The following is a 25475-nucleotide window of genomic DNA, read 5'->3' as shown; positions in this document are numbered from 1 at the left end:
CATACCTGTGACCAACTTGAAGAAAGATTGAGAAGGCATATATCCAGTCATAAAGGGTTTACGGGGAAAGTTACTGACTGGAAAATTGTGTACCATGAATCATTTGCTAACAAAATGGAAGCATTTGCTAGGGAAATACAGGTCAAGGCTTGGAAAAGCCGCAAAAGAAGTAATTGAAAACTTTTAAAACTATCATTTTTTTTTAAAACCTGTTTTCGATATATTAGCAATGGAAATTTTCTGGTTACATATTCTTCATGACCCAATCCAATTTTTCATACCTAGCATTTGAATACCCCATTCTTTTCAATATCGGGCAAGCTGCTGAATTTAATCTGTATCAGGATCCTGTTACTAGCCTATGGAAATTACGGCAATTTGGAGAAAGAATAAGTGAATTGCTTTTTGAATTGCATCATTTGGATTTCCCTTATGACAATTCCTTCCATAGTCGATTGAAGACTTTGGAATATGAAAATGTTCTTCCCCCTCAGGTCAAGGATTTGTTGCATACCATCAAGCATAAGGGAAATCTGGCTGTCCATGACAACAAGGGCTCCTTGGAGGATGCGAAAGGTCTGCTCTTTTCGACTTTCAAAATTGCCAAGTGGTTTTATCAGACTTACTCGGAAGAAAACGATGACCTGAGTAAGGTGAAATTTCACCTGCCAGAAAATAAAGATGCCCGGCATGCCCTCCATGTACTGGAACAGGAATATGCAGACTTGCAGCAAAAGTTTGAAAAACTCCTACAAGAGAGAAGTGTAGCCGCACTTCCTCAAGAAAAGAAGGAAGCAATTCAGACCCGATCCCAACAAGCAGCGCGCAAGATAGAAATGTCCGAAGCGGAAACACGCTTATTGATTGACGAGCAACTCCGAATTGCAGGCTGGGAAGTGGATACCCAAGAAATCAATTTCAAAAAGAATAAAACCCTTCCTCAACGGGGAAAAAATCTGGCCATTGCCGAATGGCCTTGCGGAAGTAAATGGGCAGATTATGCCTTATTTATCGGGTTTGAACTGTATGGAATTGTCGAAGCAAAGAAATATGCAGCTGACATTTCCACTGATCTGAGCCAATCCAAAATCTATGCAGAGTTGGTTGAAACCAAGCATGAAGCAGCGCTCTTGGGCGAATGGCAGGGGTATAAAGTACCATTTCTGTTCTCCACCAATGGCAGACCTTACCTCGAACAGATCAAAACCAAAAGTGGGGTCTGGTTTTTGGATGTAAGAAATAAACACGGACGTTCCAAAGCCCTACAAGGTTGGTACAGTCCTGAGGGTTTGGTCAAGTTGTTGGAAAAAGACCTGAAAGCCTCCGAAGAAAAGCTAAAAACTGAACCCGTGGATTTTTTGGAAAGTGCAACAGGGCTAGGTTTACGCAAATACCAGCTGAATGCCATTCAGGAACTGGAAAAGGTACTTTTGGGTGATCCCAATCGGACCCGAGCCTTGATTACCATGGCCACGGGCACTGGTAAAACCAGAACCATCATCGGACTCTGTTACCGCTTGATTCAATCCAACCGTTTCCAACGGATTCTCTTTTTGGTGGATAGAACGCTTCTCGCCACTCAAGCCATCAACGCCTTCAAAGACAATAAAATCATTGGCCTCAACACCTTCTCGGAAATTTACGGAGTCAAGGAATTGGGAGCAAAAGTGCCCGAACTGGATACACGCTTGCATTTTGCGACCGTGCAAGGCATGGTCAAGCGGGTGTTTTATAGTGAAGAAAGCGAAGTGCCACCCGTGGACCAATACGATTGCATCATCATTGATGAAGCGCATCGGGGCTACCTGATGGATCGGGAAATGGATGAAGATGATCTTGACTTCAAGGATCAGCGGGATTATGTCAGCAAGTACCGCATGGTGCTGGATTACTTCGATGCTTTTGCCATTGGTCTGACTGCCACCCCTGCTTTGCATACTTCCGAGATATTTGGTCCTGCGGTCTATACTTACTCCTATCGGGAAGCCGTAATCGATGGATATTTGATCGACCACGAACCGCCCTATATCATCAAAACTGAGTTAGGCGAGGAAGGTATTATCTGGGAAAAAGGGGCACAGCCCAAAGCCTTGGATAGGGAAAATAACCAAATCGTAGAACTGGAAAAACTGGAAGATGAACTGAAAATTGACATTGCAGGATTCAATAGGAAAGTCATCACCCCAGGTTTCAACCGAACCGTAATCCAATATTTGGTTCAGGAGTTAGATCCCGATGGAGAAGAGAAAACCTTGGTGTTTGCCGCCACCGACGAACATGCAGATATGGTGGTGCAATACCTTAAAGAAGAATTTGAAGCTATTGGGGTAGAAGTAGCTGATAATGCCATCCAAAAGATCACCGGCAAATCCTACAATCCCCAAGAACAGCTGAACCGCTTCAAAAATGAAAAATACCCCAACATTGCAGTCACTGTGGATTTGCTGACTACAGGTATTGATGTGCCTTCGATATGCAATTTGATCTTTATCAGAAGAATCAAATCCAGAATCCTCTACGAACAAATGTTGGGTCGGGCCACACGTCGCTGTGATGAAATCGGTAAAGAAGTATTCCGTATTTACGATGCGGTCAAGATTTACGAGACCTTGGAGGATTTTACCCAGATGAAACCCGTGGTAGCCAATCCAAAGGTCAGCTTTCAGCAATTGGTGGAGGAACTCAAGTCCATTGATCAAGGAGAGCGGGCCAAGCGGCAGGTGGAACAATTGGTAGCCAAGATTCAGCGGAAGAAAAAGTTTCTGGAAGGAGATCAGGAAGAGAAGTTTGTGTACAATGCCAAAGGCGCCCAGCCAGATGAATTTATCGAAACGCTGAGAAATCTGGATACCCCATCCGCCGTGGAGAAAATCATACAAGTTTCAGGACTGTGGAAATTCCTCGATGAACTGAAAGCCGGTGTGAATTTACCATTGGTTTCGGAGCATGAGGATAGGTTTCTGGGCATAGAGCGGGGTTATGGCAAAGCCAAAAAACCTGAAGACTACCTGGACAACTTTGCCCAATTTATCCAAGACAACCAAAATAAAATCGAAGCCCTCAAGATCGTCTGTAGCCGCCCTACCGAACTGGACCGCAAGGCCTTGAAGGAGCTGATGCTGGCCTTGGATCAGGAAGGCTACAATGCCCCTACCCTTAATGCCGCATGGAAAGCAGCCAAAAATGAAGATATTGCAGCCGATATCATTTCCTATATCCGAACGCTTTCCTTGGGAAGTTCCCTGATCAGCCATGAAGAGCGGGTCAAAAAAGCCGTGGACAGTATCCGTGGCATGAAAACCTGGAACAAAACCCAACTCAAGTGGATAGACCGCTTTGAAAAGCAATTGCTGAAAGAAACCGTGCTGAGAAAAGAAGACCTGGATGAGGATCCTTTCGATGAAGCCGGAGGATTTGAGCGACTCAACAAGATTTTTGAGGAGCAACTGGAGGAAGTGATCGCACAGATCAATCAAAATTTATACGCCTAAACGAAACCATGAGTGCAGAACAGATAGCCAAGAAACTGTGGGAACTGTGTAACGTCCTTCGCGATGACGGAGTGACCTATCACCAGTATTTGAACGAACTGACCTATATCCTTTTTTTGAGATTGTCCGAGGTGAAGAAATTCGATCAGGACATTCCCGAGCAATACCGCTGGTCCAAACTCAAAGGCATCAAGGACAATAAAGAACTCTTTGACACCTACCGTGACCTGCTGGCCAACTTGGGTACAATGTCCAGCAATGCTGCCATCACGGAAATCTATACCAATGCCTCCACCACCCTTCGCAAGCCTGTCAACCTTCGTACCCTGATCACCAATATCGATCAGATCGATTGGTATGAGGATGAGGAGCAGGATAAGATTGCCAGCATCTATGAAGAACTGCTGGAAAAGAATGCAGGGGAGAAAAAGAGTGGAGCAGGGCAGTACTTTACCCCAAGACCCCTGATCAATGTGATGGTGGAATTGCTTGCACCCAAAATCGGGGAGCGCTGGAATGACCCTGCGGCAGGAACTTTTGGCTTTATGATCGCTGCGGATGAATACCTGAAGCGGAAGTACGATGATTACTATTCCCTCAGCCAGGCAGAGCGGAATTTCCAGGTTCACGAGGCCTTTTCCGGTTGTGAATTGGTTCAAGATGCCCATAGACTGGCCCTGATGAATGCCAAGCTGCATGGACTGGAAAGCCCCATCGCTATGGGAGACACCCTGACCGAATTGGGCAAGAGTTTCAAAAACTACGATGGTGTACTCGCCAATCCCCCTTTTGGTACCAAGCAGGGAGGAGAGCGACCAACACGGGATGATTTTACCATTCAAACCTCCAACAAGCAGCTGAATTTCCTGATGCATATCTACCGTTCCCTGAGAAGGGATACAGGTACGGCAAGGGCTGCGGTGGTGCTTCCCGATAACGTGCTCTTCGAAGACAATGACGGGCAGAAGATCCGCCGTGACCTGATGGAAAAGTGCGACCTGCACACCGTGTTACGTTTGCCAACGGGTATTTTCTATGCAGCAGGTGTAAAGACCAATGTGCTCTTCTTTACCCGAGGAAAAAAAGAAAACGGCAATACTCAGCGGGTATGGTTTTACGACATGCGTACCAATGCCCCAAGTTATGGAAAGCGTACCCCCTTTACCCGGGAAGCCTTTGCGGATTTTGTAAAAGCCTATACAGGAGGTCTGGGCTTGGAAGAAGTGAAGGAAAGCTATGATGGAACGGTGGATGATGCCAAGCGTCAAGCCATCCAAGATCCAAGATGGCAGGTCTTTACCCGAGAGCAGATCGCTGCCAAAAACGATTCCCTGGATATAGGCTTGATAGAAGACGAGAACATCAGCAAAAATGCAGACTTGGGTCAGCCTTTAGATATCGCCAAGCAGGCAGCCGCTGAATTGGATGCCATTAAAAAGGAGTTGGATCAGATAATTGCTTTGTTGGGATGATGGAGAAGAAATTACCGAAAGGGTGGAAGGTTTTGCCTTTACATGAAATCTCGTCAATAAAAAGTGGTGGAACTCCATCAAGAGCTGTTTCTGAATATTGGGGAGGAAATATTCCCTGGGTAAAAATTTCAGATATACGTCGACTAAACGTTAGTACAACAGAGGAAAGTATTACTGAAGAAGGTATAAAAAATTCTTCTACAAAAATTTTTCCAAAAGGTACAATACTGTTTACAATATTTGCTTCTATTGGAAAGGTCGGGATTCTTCAAATTGATGCTGCAACGAATCAAGCAATTGCTGGAATTACTCCTAAAAGTATTGTCGAATCAAAATTTTTAACTTATTCATTGATTAACCTTTCAAATAAAATACAAGAATCTGGAAAGGGTGTTGCTCAAAACAATATCAATCTAACTATTTTAAAAAACACAAAAATATCCCTCCCTCCCCTTCCCGAGCAGCAGCGGATTGTGGGCAAGTTGGATGCTTTGTTTGGACATTTGGATAGCTTACGGGAGAAGTTGGACAGGATACCGACCTTGCTGAAAAACTTCCGTCAGCAGGTCCTGACCCAAGCCGTGACGGGGGAGTTGACGAAGGAGTGGAGAGAGGGGAAGGGATTGGGAGAGTGGGAATACATAGATTTACAAGAAGTTGCTGATGTAGTTGATCCCCACCCAAGCCATAGAACCCCTCCGCCTGTAATAGGCGGAATTCCATACATAAGTATAAAAGATGTTGACTCTAAAGGTAGAATTGATTTTAGTAACTCAACACTTGTTTCGTCAAAAGTGCTGGAAGAGCACATTAAAAGATATGAATTAAAAGAAGGCGATTTAGGATTCGGTAAAATTGGAACTCTGGGTAAACCATTTCAACTTCCAATATTTAAAGAAAGGACATATACATTATCCGCAAACATTATTTTGATCCAACCTAAATCAAATTATAATCCCAAATTCCTCTTTTATTACTTAGATAGTCCAATTATAAATAAACTTCTAAAAGAGGGAGCAAAAGCCACTTCTCAGCCTGCTTTCGGAATTAAAAAGGCAAGAGTTTTCCCAACCCCTAATCCTTCTAAGGAAGAACAAAAAGAAATAGTATCTCAGGTCGATGCTCTATTCTCTTTAGCCGACAAAATCGAATCCCAGTATGTTTCCTTAAAAGCCAAGATTGACCAATTGCCTCAGGCGATATTGGCGAAGGCATTTCGGGGGGAGTTGGTAGGTCAGGAAGTGAAGGAGTATGTGGTGGAGGAGATTGAGGGGTTGATGGCGGCGGAGGAACAGTTAAGTTATCGAGTGAAAACAAAAACATAAACCCGCAGGTTGATAATATGAAAATTGTTAGTATCTTTGAGCTTTCTAAAGGAAGCCTCTTCGCCGTAAAGTACGAAGAAGAGGACTTGGATGCGCTCGAAGTACTACAAGAACAGTGGTCAGATGGGGAGTTTCTTAGGGAATTCTTCAGGAAGTATAAAAAAGATTATGAGAGCTACTATCCTGAATTTGTTTACCTAGACCTTGACAACGATGAATAAGACTGAAGAAAAAATCAAAGCATTAGCTTCCGAAAACCCTGCTTCCAAATGGAAGGAAAAGGTAGCGTTTAGGAAAGCCAATAAAGCAACGCTTAGACAAGCTGCTAAAGTTGCCCTAAGGCTTTTGGATGCATTGGAAGAAAAGGGCTGGAGTCAAGCTCGGCTTGCGAGAGAATTGGAAGTCACCCCTCAGCAGGTCAGCAAATGGGTCAAAGGGGAAGGAGATTTTAAGTTTTCGACCATAGATAAGCTTGAAAAGGTTCTGGGAATTACCATGCATGCGATTCTAGCAGAGGATGAGTTTGTGACTACTGAAGAAGCTTTTGAGGAGAGACTTAAAGAGGAAATAATGGCTTATCATCAGCGTAGGGCACAAACAGAGGAATATTATAAATTAAAGAATCAAGTATCTTCTTCGAAAGCTGTAATGGCTGTGAGTCATGCGGATGGGGATCTAATTGCTATGGCAGGATGAAAGCTAAATTCTCACCTTTACAATTATTGGACTTCAAGTTGTTAGAGTCACACGTTGAGTTTATTGTTCCCAAAGATGATGAATTCGATGTGAAGGAATTATTTCATTCGTATTCCGTTGACATAGATTTTGGACTCAAGGAGGATATAGGAACAAAAGAAATCAAACTCTTTACTTTCATTGCAATCAATGCAGAGGAAGAAAATCCACTTCCCGGGTATAAAATTGTAGTAGAAGGTGGAGGTACTTTTCGTATTCAAAATCCGGAAGCACTCGAAGAAAATCTTAAAAACAACCTGACCCAATTTTCCACCCTCAACATGATGATCAACAACCTCCGGAACATCATCTATCAGATCACCAACTTGGGCCCTATGGGTGGGTATTTGTTGCCGCCGATTGATATTACACAGTTGTTGAGGGATAAGGCGGGGGAAGGTGATAAAAATTAGGGAATACAAAATTAACTTTGATGGAATTTGAACTAGAAATACCAAAAAAGCAGTTCCAAGATCACCTTGAGATTCCCAATAATCATCGCATTATTTTCTCAGGTGCATTTGGAACTGGTAAGACTTACTTTTTGAACAAGTTTTTCAAAGACAATGAAAGATATGAAACCATACATATTTATCCTGTGAACTACTCTGTCTCTTCCAACGAGGATATTTTTGAGTTGATCAAGTACGACATATTCTTCAAATTGCTTGAAAAAGGATTAGACTTTCAGAATGTGGAAATTGATAAAGGAACATTTCTCCCATTTTTCCTGAATAGCCATGCAACAGAAATTATTCCCTTTCTGCTGGGAGTAATACCAAAAGTTGGAGCCTCTTTGAAGGATATCGCTAGCGGGTTGATCGAGTTAAATAAAAAATTTGAGAAAGAATTTAAGGAGGCGAATCTTACTGAGCAAGACAAAATAATCGACTATTTAAAAGAATTCTCAGGTAAAAAGGGATCCATACTTGAAGATGATTTATACACCCAGCTAATCTGTAGCTTAGTCAATCAAATTCAAGAAAACGGGAAAGAGGTAGTATTGATTATCGATGACCTGGACCGCATTGACCCTGAACACATTTTTCGGCTTTTGAATGTCTTGGTAGCCCATGTCGATATTAATAAAGATCAAAATAAGTTTGACTTCAATAAAATAATCCTTGTCTGCGATATTGAGAATATCAGAAAAATCTTTTCTAACCGTTATGGCGCAGATGTGGACTTTTCAGGATATATCGATAAGTTTTATTCGAGGTCGATTTTTCATTATGATTTGTCGGGGGAGATGATAAAAAGTGTAAATAAATTATTTCATTCTGTGGTACTTGATTATGGAAATAAAAAAATGTCTCTAGGTGAAGTAAGAAAAGATGTAGCAGGAGCAATAATAAAACAAATATTACACTCCTTTATTCAACATGATTTAATTTCAATTCGGGTACTTAAACGAATTTTTTCAGGAACTCAAAGTTTAAAGGAAAGGTATGTGTGGAGGGAAGGAAAGTATGATGCGATCTCCAATAATGATATTGAACTAGTAAAAGCTGTTGACTTTTTGATCTTCTTATTTCAAGACTATAAACTATTTGTTGAAAAATGTAAAGTTCTAAAAAATAGGGATATAGAAATTTTAGAAAATGTTTCAAATCACTTCTTTCTTAACCAGATAGTAAAAGCAGGCAACGTTAAAAATTATTGGAGCAATAACAAAGAAAGGCCAAAAGAAGTCGGTCAAGAATTGCAGTTTGAAATACAGATAGATAGTTTTAATCTTAGATATACAATTAGTACTGAATTTGATTCATATAGTTTGAAAGAAAGATACATATACAGAGTAAACTCTATTTCTGATAGTATTGGCCAAGAACTTAAGATTGATGATATTAATTTCTTCTTTCTTTTAGTGGGACTCTTAGAACAAACGGATTTTAAATCACTTTTAAACTTAAAATACGAATCCGTTTAAACTATAGTTAAGCTAAAAAGAATTCAGTAATAATTTGTATATCAACAATTTAGTTCTTGAAAATAGGATTTGACAATTTAATATATTGAATGAAATTAATTATGGTTTCAACAGGAAGTATCTTGAATTCTCTAAATTCTGATCTATGACATTTCCTGAATTTTTCGCCACTTCCGCAAAAACATTCATTAGTCCTACTAGGCTCGGGATTTGATTTAATGAATTCAAGCCAATTTATTATTAACTTTAAGTTACTGGTCCGGAATTTTTCTTTGAAAAAATCCATGGTACCTAATTTTCCATGTGCACGCTCTTGTAGAAAAAAACCATGCATTTCGCGATATTTTTGGTTAAAAAAATAGGGGATAACATGTTCACTTAAGAATGATTCTAGCGTGATGCCTTTATGACAATAAATAACTTCTTCTGGCCAAGTACAAAGACAAGCATGTCCATCAGTGTGGACATGCCAATCAATATTTATTGGAATTCTATTCTTGGTCTCAAAAACAAAAGGAAAAGATTGAGGATAGTCTATAGAGCATACAATTCTAATTTCATACGAGTCAATCGGATTACTCTTTTCATCGCTCAATATTAATTTCCCTTCAAAGGTTGGAATACCATCTTCCGTTTGACCAAGATTTAGCTCAGGAAATTGACCTTTAAGTGAAAGGGACTCTTCTTTAAAATGTAAATAAGCATTATTCACTTGCCCAAGGTTTAGAAGTGGAAGCCCCTCCCAATATTGCTGCGGAATATCTGGAATCATTTTGAACCTTTTCATCATTACCTTCTGGATATCTACTCCCAAGGTGTTTTTTCCAAAGCTTGCTTGCTTTTAATTGGTTATCCTCTTTTAAAGCCTTTTCCGCATCCTCAATAAACTCACTAAGGGAATTAAGGAAATTTCTTTTCCGTGTTTCATCAAAAATTTGCAAATAGATCATCATTTGGTATTGCAGGTACAACACATTTGAATGCCCTATCTAATTCTTTTTTTATTTCCTTTAAAATATCTTTTAAAGTTATGTCATCACGGTCATTTAGGACGATTTTCTCTATAGCATTAGAAGCAAGGATCGTCATAGCTAACCCGCTTGGCATTTTATGATTACAGTTATCGCACCAGCTCTTCAGATACTTGATGGTTCGTATTAACTTCCCTTCTTTATCTTTCTTTTTTTGAAACCAGTCCACCATAGCCTTTGGGTCACTTTCTTCAAATCCCCCGTTTTTCGTAGCAAGTTTATAGTTCTCTCCATCCACTTTAGTATAGACTGGATGATCAATTTCATAATCTCCGGCAAAAATTGATCGGATACATTTTTTTCTGTGCTCGGGGGTGGTACTTGTATGCCCGTTTACAGCATTCCAAACCCAGCCCTGAAGTGTTGATGCAGAAACATCTGGTTCCCTAAAGAAATATATTCCATCATCTAAATCACAAATATCTTCTTTGGTTCTAACACCTGATTTCATTTTGTGAGAGCCTTGTATGTAAAATTTTGGAACATAGTCTGGGTGGTACTCTTTGAACCATTTTCGGATTCTAGTTCTTAAAGATTCCTTAGAGGAAATCATTCGGTTTTTCTTATTTGAGCCGATTGAAATTTCGTCATGAAATTCAATGAATAAGTTGTGACAGTTTGCCATTTTTAGTTGGTTTTAAGGTGGTTTATAATTTTAATTAATTCATTTTTTGCAAGTTCATCACCAATGGCCTCAAGCCTATCTAGATCTTTTTTACTAGCCGCATTAAGATCGATTGTATCACCTCCTAAATCATATTGGATTCTTAGGTAATCGAAGCCATTACCTGATTTTTCACAAGCCCGATTTAAGAAATTGATGTATTGTTCAGTGATTTGAGATTGACTGTCTAGTATGATATCTAATAATCGCGGTTTGGGAAATAGCCAATACCAGATATCTTTGGGTTTCCAGCCTGTTTTTATAATATGCTTCCCCTTTCCTGTCCCTAATGACAAAAGACTTATTTCCGAAAAAGATAGCCCTAATTTCTCTGTTGCTTCTAGAACTCCGATAAGGGAGGGATTATTAGCAAAAATTCCACCATCAATCATATTAATGTTTTTACCGGAACCAAACTCATTTGAATACGAAAAGGAATGAGGTGGGAAATAAACAGGTGCGGAAGCACTTGAAAGAGCAACTTGATGGGCAGGTAATTTATAATCTCTTAAGTAGTCTTTATGGTGCTTGGTTTTAAGGACGTTTATTTGACCATCGTTACCATTGAAAGCTGGAATGCATACTTTAGTTTTAAGGTCATTTAAAAGAGGGAGTTTCCCTCCGTTTGCTTCCGTAAAAACCTTTTCAAGAATTTTTTCAAGTGGCTTGTTACTATAAATTGAGCTAGCTAACACTCGAACACCCCTTGGTATTACTTTCAAATACCATTTTGGAAAAATGATTTTAGCATGATCATGGTAAAATTTAACTAAATCCGAAGCAGGAATCCCTAAAGCAATTGCAATCGCGAGAATAGACCCTGTAGATGTGCCGCAGATTAAGTCAAAGTGTTCGTAAAGTTTTTTTTCGGGCTCTGTCTTTTGTAACTCTCTTTCAAGCTCCATTAATAATTTTGCTGGAATCAAGCCCCGGGTGCCTCCGCCATCAATGGATAAGATTCTAAACTTTTTCTTCATAATAGTTGGTGTGGTTAAATATCATGTTTTAAAATGCAAGAAATATTATTGGTTGACAAACAACAAATTTTTTACCAATATTGTCAATCAATATTATTACTCTGATAATTTCATCTAAAACACTGAAATTAAGTCATAATGTCAGAAAAAAATTATTAATATGTCAGTGACCATTTGTCATAATAAATTGACGTTTATCCAATAATTTAGATAAATGTAAACTGTTTATATATATTTGCGTTTACTTTTATAAGCACACTCAACACAGAAACCCAATGAAATATTTAGCCGAACGTCTCAAATCAGCCCGTTTGATGAATGGCTTATCTTTGCAAGGTCTGGCAGACCGCATAGAGAACCGTATCACCAAACAAGCACTCAGCAAGTATGAGCAGGGGCAGGTAATCCCTGACTCAGAAATGATCGGCATATTGGCAGAAGCCCTGCATGTCCGGCCTGACTATTTTCATGCCGATACTGTCATAGAATTTGGAGAAATAGAATTTAGAAAACTGGATTCTTACCCAGTCAAAGAAAAGAACAGGATTGTAGAAATTGCCAAAAATGAACTGAGCCGCTACATTGAGTTAGAGGAAATATTGGGTATAGAAACCAAGTTTCATAATCCGCTTGATGGAATGGCCATTAATACCCTAGAGGATATTGAAAGAGCGGCTGAAACCTTAAGAAAGGCTTGGGGCTTGGGAACTGATGCCATTTCCAATGTGATCGAGCTTTTGGAAGATCATCATGTCAAAGTGATAGAAATTGATTCTGAGGAGTCATTTGATGGTTTCGCTACTTGGGTGAATAGGAAAGACATTCCTTTAATCGTACTCAATAAAGCCAAGTTTGTGAATAAACTCGACCGGAAGCGCTTCACTGCCCTACATGAATTGGCACACTTGCTTCTTGATGTCAATGGATACGAAGAGAAGCAAAAGGAAAAATTCTGTCATGCTTTTGCTGCCGCTATGTTGATCCCCGAGGATACCTTAAGAGAAGAACTGGGAGGAAAAAGAAGCAAATTGTCCATGAATGAATTGGGAGCCATCAAGCAGCAATATGGTATTTCTATGCAGGCATTAGTTTATCGGGCTAAAAATCTCGGGCTGATCTCTGAAAATTACCTCAAGCAATTCTACATGGTTTTCAATCAGCTGGGATTTCGGGTAACTGAACCAGTGGACTATGAAGGAATGGAGCATTCCAATCGCTTTTCTCAGCTTTTGTTCAGAGCCTTAGCAGAAGAGTATATCAGCATCAGTAAAGCAGCAGCATTGAAGAATCAGAAATTGGCGGAGTTTAGGAAGGAAAATATGGTCATCTGATGAGGATTGCTGTTACGGATGCCTGTATTTTTATTGATCTGATCGAGCTGGATTTGGTCTCGGATTTTTTTAGACTCGACTTGGAGCTTCACACAACAGTTGAAGTAATGAACGAGTTGTTTACAGAGCAATACCAGGTGTTAGAAGCTTATCAGCAAGTGGGTAAGTTGATTGTTCATAATCTAAATGCGCAAGACTTTTTAAAAATAGAAACTTTGGCCCTTCCAAAAGGACTTTCCCCAGAAGATAAGTCGGTGCTTTATATCGCTACTGGTCTAGAAAATGGAATAGTCATTACAAGCGATAATCTGGTAAGAAAATGTACTGAACGTCTTAAGCTAGAATGTCACGGTTTGCTTTGGGTGATTGACCAGTTTGTAGATCAAGGTATATGTACCAAATCCAGTGCATCAGGATCACTCAAAAGATTGATGGCTTTGAATAAAATGTATGCAGTAGGGAAATTGAGGTACGAAATTGAAGAACGAGTGCACCAATGGATGTGATTTTTATTTCTTGCAGGTGGCAAATCACAAAAGAGTAATACTAATTTTAAACCATCACACCCACCAAAAAAGCCTCCTTTTCGGAGGCTCTTTTATCCATAAAAACTGTTTGTTGGTTAGAAAAATCAAATATCAAACTTGATCCCTTGCGCCAATGGCAAGCTGTCACTATAATTAATCGTATTCGTTTGCCTACGCATATAAGCTTTCCAGGAGTCTGAACCTGACTCACGGCCTCCTCCGGTTTCTTTTTCTCCTCCAAAGGCGCCACCTATCTCTGCACCTGAAGTACCTATATTTACATTGGCAATACCGCAATCTGAACCTGCTGCCGACAAGAAAGCTTCAGCTTCACGCATATTCAAGGTCATGATGGAAGATGATAAACCTTGAGGAACACCATTCTGTATGGCAATAGCCTCGTCTAAGGTTTTATACTTCATCAGATACAAGATCGGAGCAAAGGTCTCTTCTTGCACCATGTGGTAATGATTTTCGGCTTCAATGATGCATGGTTTCACGTAGCATCCGGATTCATAACCTTCACCTTCCAATACCCCACCTGCAACCAATTCCTTACCTCCTTCTTGCTTCACTTTTTCTATGGCATTCAAATACGCCTTAACAGCATCGGTATCTATCAATGGCCCTACATGATTCTTTTCATCGAGGGGGTTCCCAATCACTAATTTGGCATAAGCGGACTTCAATCGCTCCTTAACCGTATCATACACCGACTCCTGCACGATCAACCTCCTAGTAGTGGTACAACGCTGCCCTGCTGTCCCTACTGCCCCAAAAAGCGCTCCTCGGATGGCTATATCCAAATCCGCTTGCTCGGAAATGATAATGGCATTGTTCCCTCCTAATTCCAATAAAGATCTTCCTAACCTTGCAGCAACTGCCTGACCAACAATTTTACCCATCCTCACAGAACCTGTAGCAGAAATCAACGGTAAGCGATGATCATTGGTCATCAGCTCTCCTATCTTATAATCTCCCATAATAAGCCCTGATAAGCCTTCCGGAAGGTTATTGGCTTCAAAAACCTTGGCAATAATATGCTGACAGGCAATACCAGAAATAGGAGCTTTCTCTGATGGTTTCCAGATACAGACATCCCCGCATACCCAAGCGATCATACTATTCCAAGACCATACAGCCACAGGAAAATTAAAAGCTGAAATAATCCCCACAATCCCGAGTGGATGCCATTGCTCATACATGCGGTGTCCCGGGCGCTCGGAATGCATGGTCAACCCATATAATTGACGGGATAAACCTACAGCAAAATCACAGATATCAATCATTTCCTGCACCTCACCCAAGCCTTCTTGATAGGATTTACCCATTTCGTAGGACACTAACTTGCCTAAATCATCTTTTACCTCTCTCAGTGCATTTCCGATTTGGCGTACAATCTCCCCTCTTTGAGGAGCAGGCATGGATCTCCAAGTCTGATAAGCTTCTGCTGCTTTGGAAACCACCGCTTCATAACCCGCAGCATCTGTGGCCTGCACACGTGCAATAACAGTTCCATCTACAGGGGAAATGGATTCAAAATAAGTTCCTGTGCTATCCAACCAGTGACTACCGGTAGATGTGCCTTTGTTTTCTGATGAAATACCAAGTCTTTGCAAGACTTCTTTAATTCCGAATTGAGTGGACATGGTTTTGGATTTATTGTGTGATATGGATGTAAAGCTAAAGAATAAAAGTGTCTAAGCCCTCAAAAAAACCTACTTTTTCAAGCTCCCAATGATTCGTTTTGGACTGAAAAAATCCAACTTGGGCTTAAGCTTGGGACCGGGTATAAACCTATAAACAAAATTGAACCGATAATTCCCAACTAAAAAAACACTCTCCATATCGTTGATAGTCTGATTACGCACCCTATTCTGTACATAGTTTGCATTGATAGACCAGCGATCAGAATTATACCCTACAAATCCCCTCCAGAAAATATTGGGACTCATCCCCCAGTTAACTTCTCGTACCCCTTCGATATCCATAGCAACACGGTTGACCGCCAAATTAGCAGAGAGCATCCCTGTTATAAAAAAATGCTTGGCAAAGACTAAGGTATGTACATATCCAACGTTGGGACCAAAATCAACAGATGCAATCCTATCAAAATTCCGTTGCTCCAGCAACTCAGGCGATGGAGGCAAAATGAGATCGTTATTGTTCACTCGGCTACCGTAGCCTTCCATCCCAACAACAAGGGAACCTGCTGACTTTTTCTGCCATGCACTTTGCAGAAATGCCGCCTTCAATGATAAACGTTCCCCATTCATTAAATACTGTACGTTCAATCCTACTTGCTGCATACGCATTTCAGGAAGAATAAATACCTCATCCTCCCCTGCCCTTAAATCATCTAACAAATAATATCCCCGATAGAATTGACCAAAAAAATCAATAACAAATTTATTCGGGTACATATGCGCCTGCAAATCCAAATACTTGGTCTTCCCTGTACTTCTATCAGGATTCATAAACCCAAATCCATACGCCAAGTTGAGGGTAAAGTCATCGTAAGTCGCCCCTATTCCAAGATTTAAGGTACTATTGGGTTCAAATCTGTAGGATTGATCAGTCACTTGATCTCTAACAAGGAATGAAGTGTATTTCCTTGATGTATAAAATCTTGTCGTGAGCTGGTCGGGATAGTTTTCAAAATAAGTCGTATCGGGCTGAAATTGCCCAAAAGACTCCAAAACTACTGTCAAACAAAAGACCAACAGAAAATAAAATTTCATCTAATTAACTTATTTGGGACATTTAATTTAAAAGTTCACAAGGGAAGGATAAGTTCAAAGAAGGTTAGAAAAAATCAATTCTCACAATAACCTTCATTGATTTTGTTAAAAAACAAAAGCAGAAAAAGTTGCTTAATCACCCGATGCAAATATACAGAAAAATAAATTGGATAAGCAAACAAACAATCATGGTTTTTTTTGATTTTTTAGCAAAAAAATAACATCCAAAACTTATCATAAATTGAAATTTTACAATTTAGAAAGAGAAGAATAAATACATAGTAGACAAATAATGCAAGAGAAAAAGTAAAGTAGTTTCTTTAAAAAAATCATAAATGTACATTTTCATGCATTTCAAAGACAAATACTTTCATTCGATTAAGAAATTGGAGAATAAAGTTTCCTTAACCCAAAATTAAACAACGAAAACATTCTTTAACCTAAACAATTATTAATAAATCAATTAAATCAAACATTTCTTAGATTAATACAAATTAAAACATGGCCCAAATAAAAAAAACAGGCATCTAAACTTTCTAAAGAAAGAGTAAATACCTGTTTTTTGATACTTATTCCTGACAATTAAACCAGTAAAAAACTTACCAATTACGAAACTTGACCCAGGGCAAGCGACAATCTCCTTAAAGCTTCTGTCAATTCTTCTTCAGATGCTGCATACGAAATTCTTACACACTTTGGCGCACCGAAAGCTTCACCTGTCACCAAAGACACATTTGCTTTTTCTAGGAGATAAATGCAGAAATCATCTGCATTGGAGATCACAAAATCCCCGGCTTTTTTCCCGAAGAAAGAACTCACATCAGGAAAAAAGTAAAACGCGCCTTCCGGAATATGTGTCTCAATCCCCGGGATAGCTTGTAAACCCTTCAATACTAAATCTCTTCTTTTGAGATAGGCTTTCTCCATTTCTGCTGAAGGTGTTTGATCACCTGCAATCGCAGCCAAAGCAGCACGCTGGGCGATACCTGTACCTCCACTGGTAAATTGCCCCTGCATTTTTTCACAGGCTTTAGCTATAAACAATGGAGCACAAATATACCCTACTCTCCATCCGGTCATGGCGTATCCTTTTGAAAATCCATTGACCGTAATCGTGCGCTCAAACATACCAGGCAACGATCCAATACTGAAATGCTCACCAGTAAAATTGATCAACTCATATATTTCATCTGCGATTACATAAATATCTGATCGCTTCTGAACTACTTCTGCGATAGCAATTAACTCATCTTTGCTAAATACTGAACCAGTAGGATTGCATGGAGATGAATAAATGACGGCTTTTGTACGGTCTGTGATTGCGGCTTCCAATTGTGCAGCGGTAGCTTTGAAGTTATTTTCAATTCCACCTTCGATCAACACCGGTACCCCTCCGGCCAACTTGATGATTTCGGCATAACTGACCCAATAAGGTGAAAAAATCACCACCTCATCTCCTTCATTCAACATACACATAAATACATTCGCAATGCTATGTTTTGCACCGGTAGATACTACGATATTCTCAGCCTTAGCATCCACAATGTTATTTTGATCTCTGAGCTTTTTAGCAATTGCTTCTCTCAAATCCTGATACCCTGCTACCGGAGGATAAGCAAAGTACTTACCTTCGTCTATAGCATCCTTAGCTGCTTGCTGAATATGAAGAGGAGTTTTGAAATCGGGCTCCCCCAAACTCAAACTGATAATGTCGATTCCTTGGGACTTTAGCTCCCTGGCTTTTTTAGCCATGGCCAATGTGGCCGATTCTTCCATCTGATTGATGCGGTCTGATAGGATTGAATTCATTTTTGGTTGTTTATTTTGCTGGCCCAAAATTAAGGATTCAGCGGATTAATTCTAAACTTCAAGGGGATTTGATGAATGCTTCTTACATTTATATCAAAATAAATCCAATCGCTTGGCGTTACATCGATAGCTATGCATAGATTCTTGCTATTTTCTGTGATTTTCATCTGTCTTGCCTCGACTAGCTATGGGCAGCGCAAGAAAAAAAAGGATGCGGAACTGGTAGATCCAGATTCCAGTGGGGTGGTTTCTGATCGATTACTACCGACCACGCTTCCATTGCTATTGTTTGATGATGAGGAGAAAAAGCAAAAAGATCGCGCTGAGAAAAAGAAAACGAAGAAAAACATCTACTACGGTGAGCAAACCAGAAAAGTCCGGATCAAACAGATATTTCGAAATCAAGTAAGTTGGCAGTTCTTCAATGTGGTCAATGTCAAGAGAGAAATTGACCCCTACATCCGAGATGTCTATTGGTATGATCGATCTGAAAAAGTAGTCCGTAAAGAAAAATGGGACCCCTCCAAAGGCAATTTACTTCATGGTCCTTACGAGCGGTTTGTGGATGAAACTCTTGTAGAAAGCGGTCATTATTTCTACGGTACCCGTCATGGGACTTGGATGTTTTTTGATGGAAAAAGCATTTTGACAGACAAATTACATTTCCAGGAAGGCTGGCCTAAAGATTCCAGAATCACCTATTATAATAGAGAGGCCAATAAGATTGAAAAATTAATCCCTATTGAGTATGAATTGGCTGAGGGTAATTTTTTCCATTTTCATGAAAGTGGACAAGTAGCCGTAACAGGAGAATACCGTTATGGTGAAAAAGTCGGCTTATGGACGGAATATTGGGATCATCAAGCAAAAACCATCCGCAGAAGAGAGATACAATATCAGGAACAACCCTTTACCAAAAACTTTCGCCCATTTATCCGTGCAGAATGGGACAAGGACGGCAACCTTATTTATCGAAGAGAAGACACCTGATACCACTTCATACCCTTTCATTTTTAATACTTTGGAATAATCTATATATTTGTCACACTAATTATTTGTATGACACAGGAACAATTCAGTAAATATTCATTTTTGTTGGACAGGACGGCAAGAAAAGTCAAGCAGTATGCTCAACAAAAATTCAAATTAGGAGACTTTGGAATCACTGTTGATCAATGGCTGGTATTGAAAAATCTTTCCGAAAATGAGCTACTCAGTCAGTCTGAATTGGCCCAATTAGTATTTAAAGATCAGCCAACACTCACGCGTATTATAGATATCCTGTGCAAAAAAAGCTATGTTACGAGAGTCCCTCATCCGCAAGATAGACGATCTTTTCAATTAGTTTTGACAGAAGAAGGACTAGCGAAAGTGAGTGAATTAAGACCGCTAGTCGCTGGTATCCGCGAAAAAGCATGGAAAAATCTCGATCAACAAGATTTCGAAGAGTTCAAACGGATTTTGAATACCATTTACACCAATCTAGAAGATAATGGTTAAAAAATAGTTACAATAGTTGTTATACTAATTATATTTGCACGAACAAATCAGCATACAACTGGTTTAGAAAAAAAAACAACATGATTACTACCGACATTTGCATTATTGGAGCTGGACCTGTAGGCCTATTCGCTGTTTTTGAGGCAGGGTTATTGAAAATGAGGTGCCATTTGATTGATTACCTACCGCAGGTAGGAGGTCAACTTTCTGAGATTTATCCTCAGAAACCAATTTATGATATTCCTGGCTATCCTGAAGTGAAAGCGCAGGAATTAGTAGATAATTTAATGGACCAAATCAAGCCTTTCAAACCAACCTTCACCCTCGGTGAGCGAGTGGATCATTTGGCAAAGCAAGAGGATGGCTCCTTCATTATCACCACTAATGATAAAACGCAAGTTCATGCGCAGGTAATCGTCATTGCAGGTGGATTGGGAGTATTCGAACCAAGAAAGCCAGCCTTGGAAAATCTAGAAGCTTTCGAAGGTAAGGGAGTAACTTACATGGTAAAAAACCCTGAGACTTTCCGTGACAAAAACGTGGTACTTGCCGGTGGTGGAGATTCCGCTTTAGACTGGACTATTTATTTGGCAAAAATCGCTAAAAGAGTGACCTTGGTACACAGAAATGAAACTTTTAGAGGTGCACCAGATTCAGCCGCTAAAGTATTCGACCTAGCAAGTAATGGTAAGATTGATTTGATCTTATCTGCCAATTTGAAAGAAATTTCCGGTAATGGCAAACTAGAAACAGTCACTTTAGAAACGAAAAATAAGGAAGAACTCAATTTGGAAGCAGACTATTTGATTCCACTGTTCGGATTGAGTCCTAAATTAGGCCCAATCGCCGATTGGGGTCTGAATATTGATAAAAGTGCGATTGAGGTAGATACGAGAGATTATTCCACAGGGGTAGACCGCATTTATGCAATTGGTGACATCAATACCTATCCAGGCAAACTGAAATTGATTCTTTGCGGTTTCCATGAGGCTGCTATTATGATGCACTCTGCATTTAAGTATGTTTATCCAGATCAAAAGTTAAGCTTCAAATACACGACTGTAAACGGCGTCAACGCCTTCTAATAACCCAGACAATGATAAAATTTACCATTGAAGATCACGACGGCAACCGTCAGGAAGTTGAGGCCCCAGATGACATGGGCTTAAGCTTAATGGAAATATTGAAAGCCTCTGAATACCCCGTGCTGGCAACTTGCGGAGGTATGGCTCTTTGCGCCACTTGTCATGTGGAAGTATTCGACGGCCAAGATGGACTCGGTGATGCTACTGACGCAGAATTGGATCAATTGGAAAATTTACCTGAATATTTCCCTACAAGCAGACTTGCCTGCCAAATACGAATTTCAGACATGCTCGAAGGAGCTGTTTTCAAATTAAGAGGAGAAGACAATTAAAAAAAGGGAGCATCAAAAGCTCCCTTTTTTATTTCTATTATTTCAGATAAACCTGATCAATTACTTTATTTTTTCTTGAACAACTGACCGACCACCTGACCGAAATTTTCCAAACTATCCACCCCAGCAAGTAAAGGCTTCAACAATGGTGTGCCACCATAAGAGGTATATCCTTTTTCATCAAAGTTAAACTGCATAGGATAGACAAGGATATAATTATTATTTTTAAAATACTTGTTCAAATATTTTGGCAAACGCTCCATCATGGGATCATAGGAATCACCGCTTTTTCTACTCATAACTACTACAAGGGCATCATTGTCTTTCAACTCCCGAGAGAGAATTAAAAAGTCTTCCCAGTCAGCAAATTCATTGAATTGCGCTTCCACACTGAATTTCTTTTGAACTTGCTTAATGTAGAAAAGGGATTCTTTGGTCCCGTAGAATGAAAGCTTTGCTCCAGTATTCCTGCCAAGATTCCATATTCTAAGCAACCAAAAAGCAAAGCCCATTTCCTTTTCAGCTTGAGGAGGAATGACTACCACATAGCGCCCAACTGTATTCAAAGGTTGTACACTATTGTAAATCATTGCTGTAACATTGATTTTACTCAAAATCCCCTCTGTAAGCTTTCCTAAAAAGGAACCTGAAATTCCCTGATCCTTATGAAGTCCAAGAATTATGTCTGTTACCTTATTTTCTTTGACGACATTGGTGATACCATTGACAATATTTGAATCATAGCGAACAAGCTCTGTCAATTGATTATCAGTAGCAGAAGCATACACACTTGCTTTTTCCAATAATTTTCTCGCATGTTTTTCTTTGGAAGAATCTTCAGAATCAGACGGAATAATATTTAGACCAATAAGTGAATCCTTTTGGGATTGACTCTTTATTGTTACAGCCAAATGCACCAATTCTTCGATGTTCTCAGGATAATTAATCGGGATTAGAATTTTTTCTCCTGTTTCTTCTTCATCACTTTCTTCTTCTCCTTCTGCTTCTTCTAATGCTAATTTAGCGGCACCTTTTTGTGCAACAAACGACGCAATCGTGCACGTTACCAAAATCATCAAAATCGTACCATTTAAGATACTTTCTCCCAACAATCGAATGGGTTCACCATTGGCATCTTCCCCTACAATGATTTTATAACCAACCAATACTGCCGCCAAAGTGGCCGCCGCCTGTGCATTACTCAAACCAAATATTACATCCCGTTGAGCAGCAGAGAATTTATAGGTTTTTTGTGTAAGCCAAGCTGCTAAAAACTTGGATAAAGTAGCCAAAACAGTCATCACAACTGCCACTTTAATTGTCTCCAAATCATTGAAAAATACCCGAAAATCAATCAACATCCCTACACCTATCAAGAAGAACGGAATAAATAAAGCATTCCCGACAAACTCAATCCTATTCATTAATGGAGAAGTATGAGGAACTAATTTATTGATAGCCAAACCTGCTAAGAACGCTCCAATAATCGCTTCCACTCCAGCTGCTTCTGCTAAGAACGCCGCTAGAAAGACCAGCCCCAAAACGAATACATACTGAGAAACGCTGTCCTCAAATTTCTTAAAAAACCATCTCCCGATGATAGGGAATACAAATACTACGATGGCAGAAAATATGACTATGGATAATCCCAATCGAATCCAAAAATCAGATGTAATTTCACCTGCAGACATCCCGACAACTACCGCCAATACCAAAAGGGCTAAGGTATCAGTAATTACAGTCCCACCAACAGCTATATTGACCGCTTTATTTTTGACTATACCCATTTTGGAAATAATTGGGTAAGCCAATAAGGTATGTGATGCAAACATAGAAGCCAATAAAACTGAGGTTGGTAGTGAAAAATCCAAAATATATAACCCTCCAAGAGTTCCTAAAATCATAGGAATCAAGAACGTATACAACCCAAAGACCAAGGATTTGCTAGAGTTCTTTTTGAATTCGGCCATATCAATCTCCAAACCCGCCAAAAACATGATATATAATAAACCTACCGTCCCAAATAGCACCACACTACTATCCCGCTCCAAAAGATTGACCCCATTAGGACCAATAATGGCTCCTGCTACAATCAATCCAATTAACTGTGGAATCTTAAACCGATTCAAAATAATCGGAGCAAACAAGATTATGAAGAGAATGGAAGCAAAAATAAGAACAGGATTCTGCCAAGGAAGTGAGAGATTCAATTCAGCTAGAAATACCATATAGAATTCAGTTGATATATACCTATAAAAACTAAAAATATGAAAAAGTTCTCAGTAATTGCATAAAACGAAAACCACTCAAGAATAAAAATGGAGGCCTTTCTAATAAAAAGACCTCCATTCCAAGGAGTTGCAAACAAAATCGTTGGATTTATACTGATAGGTTATTTTTTTCTTCCCCTATCAATTTTTGAAGAATTTCAATAGCTGCTTTTGATAATACCGTACCAGGTCCGAATACCGCAGCAACTCCAGCATCATACAAGAAATCATAATCTTTCGGAGGAATCACCCCACCTGCAATCACCATAATATCTTCTCTACCTAAGCGCTTCAACTCTTGAATCAAGGCTGGCACCAAGGTCTTGTGTCCTGCAGCTAAAGATGAAGCTCCCACGATATGTACATCATTTTCAGCTGCCTGCATGGCGACCTCCTCAGGAGTCTGGAAAAGTGGCCCGATATCCACATCAAAACCCAAATCAGCGAATCCAGTGGAAATCACTTTCGCTCCACGGTCATGACCATCCTGACCCATTTTGGCAACCATAATCCTTGGCCTTCTGCCTTCCAAACTTGCAAATTTATCTGCCAATTCTTTGGCTTTTTGGAAAGTCTGATCATCCTTAGCCTCCCCTGAGTACACCCCGGAAATGGATTTAACAGCCGCTTTATGTCTTCCAAATTCTTGTTCCATAGCATCTGAAATTTCTCCTAAGGTAGCCCTTACCCTTGCTGCATCCACGGCCAAAGCCAATAAATTTCCTTCACCGGTCTTTGCAGCATGGGTTATTGCCCCCAATGCCTGCTGAACTGCTTCTTGGTCTCTTTCTTGTTTTAATTGGGCAAGCCGTTTCAACTGGGATTCTCTCACAGACTGATTATCCACTTCCAATATCTCAAAATTGGACGGCTCATCTGTCTCATACCGATTTACTCCTACGATGACATCCTTGCCACTATCAATTCTAGCCTGCTTTCGCGCGGCAGCTTCTTCTATACGCATTTTTGGAATACCTGCTTCAATGGCTTTCGCCATCCCTCCAAGTTCTTCTACTTCTTCAATCAAAGCCCATGCTTTTTGGACCAATTGATCTGTGAGATACTCTACATAATGTGAGCCACCCCAAGGGTCCACTACTTTAGTTGTTCTCGTTTCTTCTTGCAGATACAATTGTGTATTTCTAGCAATGCGCGCAGAAAAATCAGTTGGCAAAGCAATGGCTTCATCAAAGGAATTCGTATGCAACGATTGCGTATGCCCCATCGCTGCTGCCATGGCTTCGATAGCGGTACGCGCAACATTATTGAAGGCATCTTGTTCCGTCAGAGACCAACCAGAGGTCTGACAATGTGTTCGCAAAGCCAATGATTTGGGATCTTTTGGATTAAACTGTTGCACAATTTTGGACCACAACAAGCGCCCTGCCCGCATTTTAGCAATCTCCATAAAATGATTCATCCCAATTGCCCAAAAGAACGATAAGCGTGGAGCAAATTCATCTGTATCCAAACCAGCCGCAATCCCTGTGCGGAGATATTCCAAACCATCTGCTAAGGTATAAGCCAATTCTAATTCCGCAGTAGCTCCTGCTTCCTGCATGTGATATCCTGATATAGAAATGGAATTGAATTTGGGCATTTTTTGAGAAGTAAACTCAAAAATATCCGCAATTATCCGCATAGAAGGCAATGGAGGATAGATGTAGGTGTTTCGCACCATAAACTCCTTCAAAATATCATTCTGAATGGTCCCGCTTAATTGCTCTGGCTTGACACCCTGTTCCTCAGCAGCTACGATGTAGAATGCCAAAATAGGGATAACAGCACCATTCATCGTCATGGATACAGACATCTGATCTAATGGAATTCCATCAAATAAGATTTTCATGTCCAATATGGAATCAATGGCAACACCTGCTTTCCCCACATCCCCAACTACTCGTGGATGATCAGAATCATAACCTCGGTGGGTAGCCAAGTCAAAAGCCACAGAAAGGCCTTTTTGCCCAGCCGCCAGATTTCGTCTATAAAATGCATTAGATTCCTCGGCTGTAGAAAAACCCGCATACTGACGGATAGTCCATGGTCTCATGACGTACATGGTACTATAAGGTCCCCTCAAGTAAGGCGGAATACCCGCAGCAAACCCTTGATGAGGTAATTGTTCGATGCTTGTAGTATCAAAAACAGCAGGTACTTCAATTTTTTCTGCCGTATCCCAAGTTGCTGAAATATCCGGATTTTGAGTATGCAGTTTTTTAAAATCCAATTGATCTATCGATGGTCTCATGTCG

22 protein-coding genes are annotated in these 25475 nt (G+C 40.0%); 14 read left to right on the top strand and 8 right to left on the bottom strand.

The window, feature by feature from the left end:
* From IE080_RS12765 to IE080_RS12730, 8 genes are all read left to right on the top strand, one after another.
* A partial coding sequence (locus tag IE080_RS12765; protein ID WP_189583108.1) for a GIY-YIG nuclease family protein occupies positions 1-177 on the top strand: 177 nt, incomplete at its 5' end.
* 80 nt (positions 178-257) lie between these two features.
* Positions 258-3491 carry a type I restriction-modification system endonuclease gene (gene hsdR / locus IE080_RS12760; protein ID WP_189583105.1) on the top strand — a complete coding sequence of 1078 codons (3234 nt, stop codon included), beginning with the start codon at positions 258-260 and terminating at the stop codon, positions 3489-3491.
* Positions 3492-3499: 8 nt separating this feature from the next.
* Positions 3500-4963 carry a class I SAM-dependent DNA methyltransferase gene (locus IE080_RS12755; protein ID WP_189583102.1) on the top strand — a complete coding sequence of 488 codons (1464 nt, stop codon included), beginning with the start codon at positions 3500-3502 and terminating at the stop codon, positions 4961-4963.
* Positions 4963-6288, top strand: a complete 1326-nt coding sequence (locus tag IE080_RS12750; protein WP_189583100.1) for a restriction endonuclease subunit S — start codon at positions 4963-4965, stop codon at positions 6286-6288. Before IE080_RS12755 ends, IE080_RS12750 begins: the two co-directional genes overlap by 1 nt.
* Before the next feature lie 17 nt (positions 6289-6305).
* Positions 6306-6509, top strand: coding sequence for a hypothetical protein (locus tag IE080_RS12745; protein WP_189583097.1), 204 nt, complete (start codon positions 6306-6308; stop codon positions 6507-6509).
* Positions 6502-6984 (top strand): helix-turn-helix transcriptional regulator, encoded by a 483-nt coding sequence (locus IE080_RS12740; RefSeq protein ID WP_189583094.1) that lies wholly within the window; start codon positions 6502-6504, stop codon positions 6982-6984. The genes IE080_RS12745 and IE080_RS12740 overlap by 8 nt, the downstream gene beginning before the upstream one ends.
* Positions 6981-7436: a preprotein translocase subunit SecB gene (locus IE080_RS12735; protein WP_189583091.1), complete on the top strand. Its 456-nt coding sequence runs from the start codon at positions 6981-6983 to the stop codon at positions 7434-7436. Before IE080_RS12740 ends, IE080_RS12735 begins: the two co-directional genes overlap by 4 nt.
* A gap of 20 nt (positions 7437-7456) precedes the next feature.
* Positions 7457-8953 (top strand): P-loop NTPase fold protein, encoded by a 1497-nt coding sequence (locus IE080_RS12730; protein WP_189583088.1) that lies wholly within the window; start codon positions 7457-7459, stop codon positions 8951-8953.
* A gap of 49 nt (positions 8954-9002) precedes the next feature.
* Here IE080_RS12730 and IE080_RS12725 read toward each other — a convergent pair whose 3' ends face one another.
* The 3 genes from IE080_RS12725 to IE080_RS12715 form a co-directional block, all read right to left on the bottom strand.
* On the bottom strand, positions 9003-9725 hold the full coding sequence (locus tag IE080_RS12725; protein WP_229800625.1) for an SEC-C domain-containing protein: 723 nt from the start codon (positions 9723-9725) through the stop codon (positions 9003-9005).
* 155 nt (positions 9726-9880) lie between these two features.
* On the bottom strand, positions 9881-10609 hold the full coding sequence (locus tag IE080_RS12720) for a cyclic GMP-AMP synthase DncV-like nucleotidyltransferase (protein ID WP_189583083.1): 729 nt from the start codon (positions 10607-10609) through the stop codon (positions 9881-9883).
* 2 nt (positions 10610-10611) lie between these two features.
* Positions 10612-11625 (bottom strand): CBASS cGAMP-activated phospholipase, encoded by a 1014-nt coding sequence (locus IE080_RS12715; protein WP_189583080.1) that lies wholly within the window; start codon positions 11623-11625, stop codon positions 10612-10614.
* 275 nt (positions 11626-11900) lie between these two features.
* On the opposite strand from IE080_RS12715, the gene IE080_RS12710 reads away from it, so the two are divergent.
* Both IE080_RS12710 and IE080_RS12705 read left to right on the top strand, forming a co-directional pair.
* Positions 11901-12956, top strand: a complete 1056-nt coding sequence (locus IE080_RS12710; protein WP_189583077.1) for a helix-turn-helix domain-containing protein — start codon at positions 11901-11903, stop codon at positions 12954-12956.
* Complete coding sequence (locus IE080_RS12705; protein ID WP_189583074.1) at positions 12956-13462, top strand: PIN domain-containing protein; 507 nt, start codon at positions 12956-12958, stop codon at positions 13460-13462. The genes IE080_RS12710 and IE080_RS12705 overlap by 1 nt, the downstream gene beginning before the upstream one ends.
* Before the next feature lie 125 nt (positions 13463-13587).
* Here the strand turns inward: IE080_RS12705 and amaB are convergent, their stop codons facing one another.
* The 3 genes from amaB to IE080_RS12690 form a co-directional block, all read right to left on the bottom strand.
* Positions 13588-15132: an L-piperidine-6-carboxylate dehydrogenase gene (gene amaB / locus IE080_RS12700; RefSeq protein WP_189583071.1), complete on the bottom strand. Its 1545-nt coding sequence runs from the start codon at positions 15130-15132 to the stop codon at positions 13588-13590.
* Between the two features lie 69 nt (positions 15133-15201).
* Positions 15202-16224: a DUF4421 domain-containing protein gene (locus IE080_RS12695; protein WP_189583068.1), complete on the bottom strand. Its 1023-nt coding sequence runs from the start codon at positions 16222-16224 to the stop codon at positions 15202-15204.
* Between the two features lie 606 nt (positions 16225-16830).
* Positions 16831-18033 (bottom strand): pyridoxal phosphate-dependent aminotransferase, encoded by a 1203-nt coding sequence (locus IE080_RS12690; RefSeq protein ID WP_189583065.1) that lies wholly within the window; start codon positions 18031-18033, stop codon positions 16831-16833.
* Positions 18034-18165: 132 nt separating this feature from the next.
* On the opposite strand from IE080_RS12690, the gene IE080_RS12685 reads away from it, so the two are divergent.
* The 4 genes from IE080_RS12685 to IE080_RS12670 all read left to right on the top strand — a co-directional run bounded on the left by IE080_RS12685 (position 18166) and on the right by IE080_RS12670 (position 20950).
* The gene (locus IE080_RS12685) at positions 18166-19023 is read left to right on the top strand and encodes a toxin-antitoxin system YwqK family antitoxin (RefSeq protein ID WP_189583063.1); all 858 of its coding nucleotides are present in this window, start codon (positions 18166-18168) and stop codon (positions 19021-19023) included.
* 69 nt (positions 19024-19092) lie between these two features.
* Positions 19093-19533 (top strand): MarR family winged helix-turn-helix transcriptional regulator, encoded by a 441-nt coding sequence (locus tag IE080_RS12680; RefSeq protein WP_189583060.1) that lies wholly within the window; start codon positions 19093-19095, stop codon positions 19531-19533.
* Positions 19534-19613: 80 nt separating this feature from the next.
* Complete coding sequence (locus IE080_RS12675; RefSeq protein ID WP_189583058.1) at positions 19614-20618, top strand: NAD(P)/FAD-dependent oxidoreductase; 1005 nt, start codon at positions 19614-19616, stop codon at positions 20616-20618.
* Positions 20619-20629: 11 nt separating this feature from the next.
* Positions 20630-20950, top strand: coding sequence for a 2Fe-2S iron-sulfur cluster-binding protein (locus IE080_RS12670; RefSeq protein WP_189583055.1), 321 nt, complete (start codon positions 20630-20632; stop codon positions 20948-20950).
* A gap of 65 nt (positions 20951-21015) precedes the next feature.
* Here the strand turns inward: IE080_RS12670 and IE080_RS12665 are convergent, their stop codons facing one another.
* Positions 21016-23178, bottom strand: coding sequence for a cation:proton antiporter (locus IE080_RS12665; RefSeq protein ID WP_189583052.1), 2163 nt, complete (start codon positions 23176-23178; stop codon positions 21016-21018).
* Positions 23179-23329: 151 nt separating this feature from the next.
* A complete protein-coding gene (scpA, locus tag IE080_RS12660; protein WP_189583049.1) occupies positions 23330-25471 on the bottom strand; it encodes a methylmalonyl-CoA mutase in 2142 nt (713 codons plus the stop codon).
* Positions 25472-25475 lie beyond the last annotated feature (4 nt).

Source organism: Mongoliitalea lutea, assembly GCF_014652135.1.
GTDB classification, from domain to species: domain Bacteria; phylum Bacteroidota; class Bacteroidia; order Cytophagales; family Cyclobacteriaceae; genus Mongoliitalea; species Mongoliitalea lutea.
Note: the sequence above shows the minus strand (reverse complement) of the source record. Positions and strands in the feature narration are given on the sequence as shown.

What these genes read in the sequence shown, in the direction of transcription:
- IE080_RS12690 (WP_189583065.1), bottom strand. Translation starts at nt 18,033, where the DNA reads ATGAATTCAATCCTATCAGACCGCATCAATCAGATGGAAGAATCGGCC.
- IE080_RS12745 (WP_189583097.1), top strand. Translation starts at nt 6,306, where the DNA reads ATGAAAATTGTTAGTATCTTTGAGCTTTCTAAAGGAAGCCTCTTCGCC.
- IE080_RS12725 (WP_229800625.1), bottom strand. Translation starts at nt 9,725, where the DNA reads ATGATTCCAGATATTCCGCAGCAATATTGGGAGGGGCTTCCACTTCTA.
- amaB (WP_189583071.1), bottom strand. Translation starts at nt 15,132, where the DNA reads ATGTCCACTCAATTCGGAATTAAAGAAGTCTTGCAAAGACTTGGTATT.
- IE080_RS12720 (WP_189583083.1), bottom strand. Translation starts at nt 10,609, where the DNA reads ATGGCAAACTGTCACAACTTATTCATTGAATTTCATGACGAAATTTCA.
- IE080_RS12750 (WP_189583100.1), top strand. Translation starts at nt 4,963, where the DNA reads ATGGAGAAGAAATTACCGAAAGGGTGGAAGGTTTTGCCTTTACATGAA.
- IE080_RS12680 (WP_189583060.1), top strand. Translation starts at nt 19,093, where the DNA reads ATGACACAGGAACAATTCAGTAAATATTCATTTTTGTTGGACAGGACG.
- IE080_RS12735 (WP_189583091.1), top strand. Translation starts at nt 6,981, where the DNA reads ATGAAAGCTAAATTCTCACCTTTACAATTATTGGACTTCAAGTTGTTA.
- IE080_RS12730 (WP_189583088.1), top strand. Translation starts at nt 7,457, where the DNA reads ATGGAATTTGAACTAGAAATACCAAAAAAGCAGTTCCAAGATCACCTT.
- IE080_RS12670 (WP_189583055.1), top strand. Translation starts at nt 20,630, where the DNA reads ATGATAAAATTTACCATTGAAGATCACGACGGCAACCGTCAGGAAGTT.
- IE080_RS12740 (WP_189583094.1), top strand. Translation starts at nt 6,502, where the DNA reads ATGAATAAGACTGAAGAAAAAATCAAAGCATTAGCTTCCGAAAACCCT.
- hsdR (WP_189583105.1), top strand. Translation starts at nt 258, where the DNA reads ATGACCCAATCCAATTTTTCATACCTAGCATTTGAATACCCCATTCTT.
- IE080_RS12685 (WP_189583063.1), top strand. Translation starts at nt 18,166, where the DNA reads ATGCATAGATTCTTGCTATTTTCTGTGATTTTCATCTGTCTTGCCTCG.
- IE080_RS12715 (WP_189583080.1), bottom strand. Translation starts at nt 11,625, where the DNA reads ATGAAGAAAAAGTTTAGAATCTTATCCATTGATGGCGGAGGCACCCGG.
- IE080_RS12675 (WP_189583058.1), top strand. Translation starts at nt 19,614, where the DNA reads ATGATTACTACCGACATTTGCATTATTGGAGCTGGACCTGTAGGCCTA.
- IE080_RS12755 (WP_189583102.1), top strand. Translation starts at nt 3,500, where the DNA reads ATGAGTGCAGAACAGATAGCCAAGAAACTGTGGGAACTGTGTAACGTC.
- IE080_RS12665 (WP_189583052.1), bottom strand. Translation starts at nt 23,178, where the DNA reads ATGGTATTTCTAGCTGAATTGAATCTCTCACTTCCTTGGCAGAATCCT.
- IE080_RS12710 (WP_189583077.1), top strand. Translation starts at nt 11,901, where the DNA reads ATGAAATATTTAGCCGAACGTCTCAAATCAGCCCGTTTGATGAATGGC.
- scpA (WP_189583049.1), bottom strand. Translation starts at nt 25,471, where the DNA reads ATGAGACCATCGATAGATCAATTGGATTTTAAAAAACTGCATACTCAA.
- IE080_RS12695 (WP_189583068.1), bottom strand. Translation starts at nt 16,224, where the DNA reads ATGAAATTTTATTTTCTGTTGGTCTTTTGTTTGACAGTAGTTTTGGAG.
- IE080_RS12705 (WP_189583074.1), top strand. Translation starts at nt 12,956, where the DNA reads ATGAGGATTGCTGTTACGGATGCCTGTATTTTTATTGATCTGATCGAG.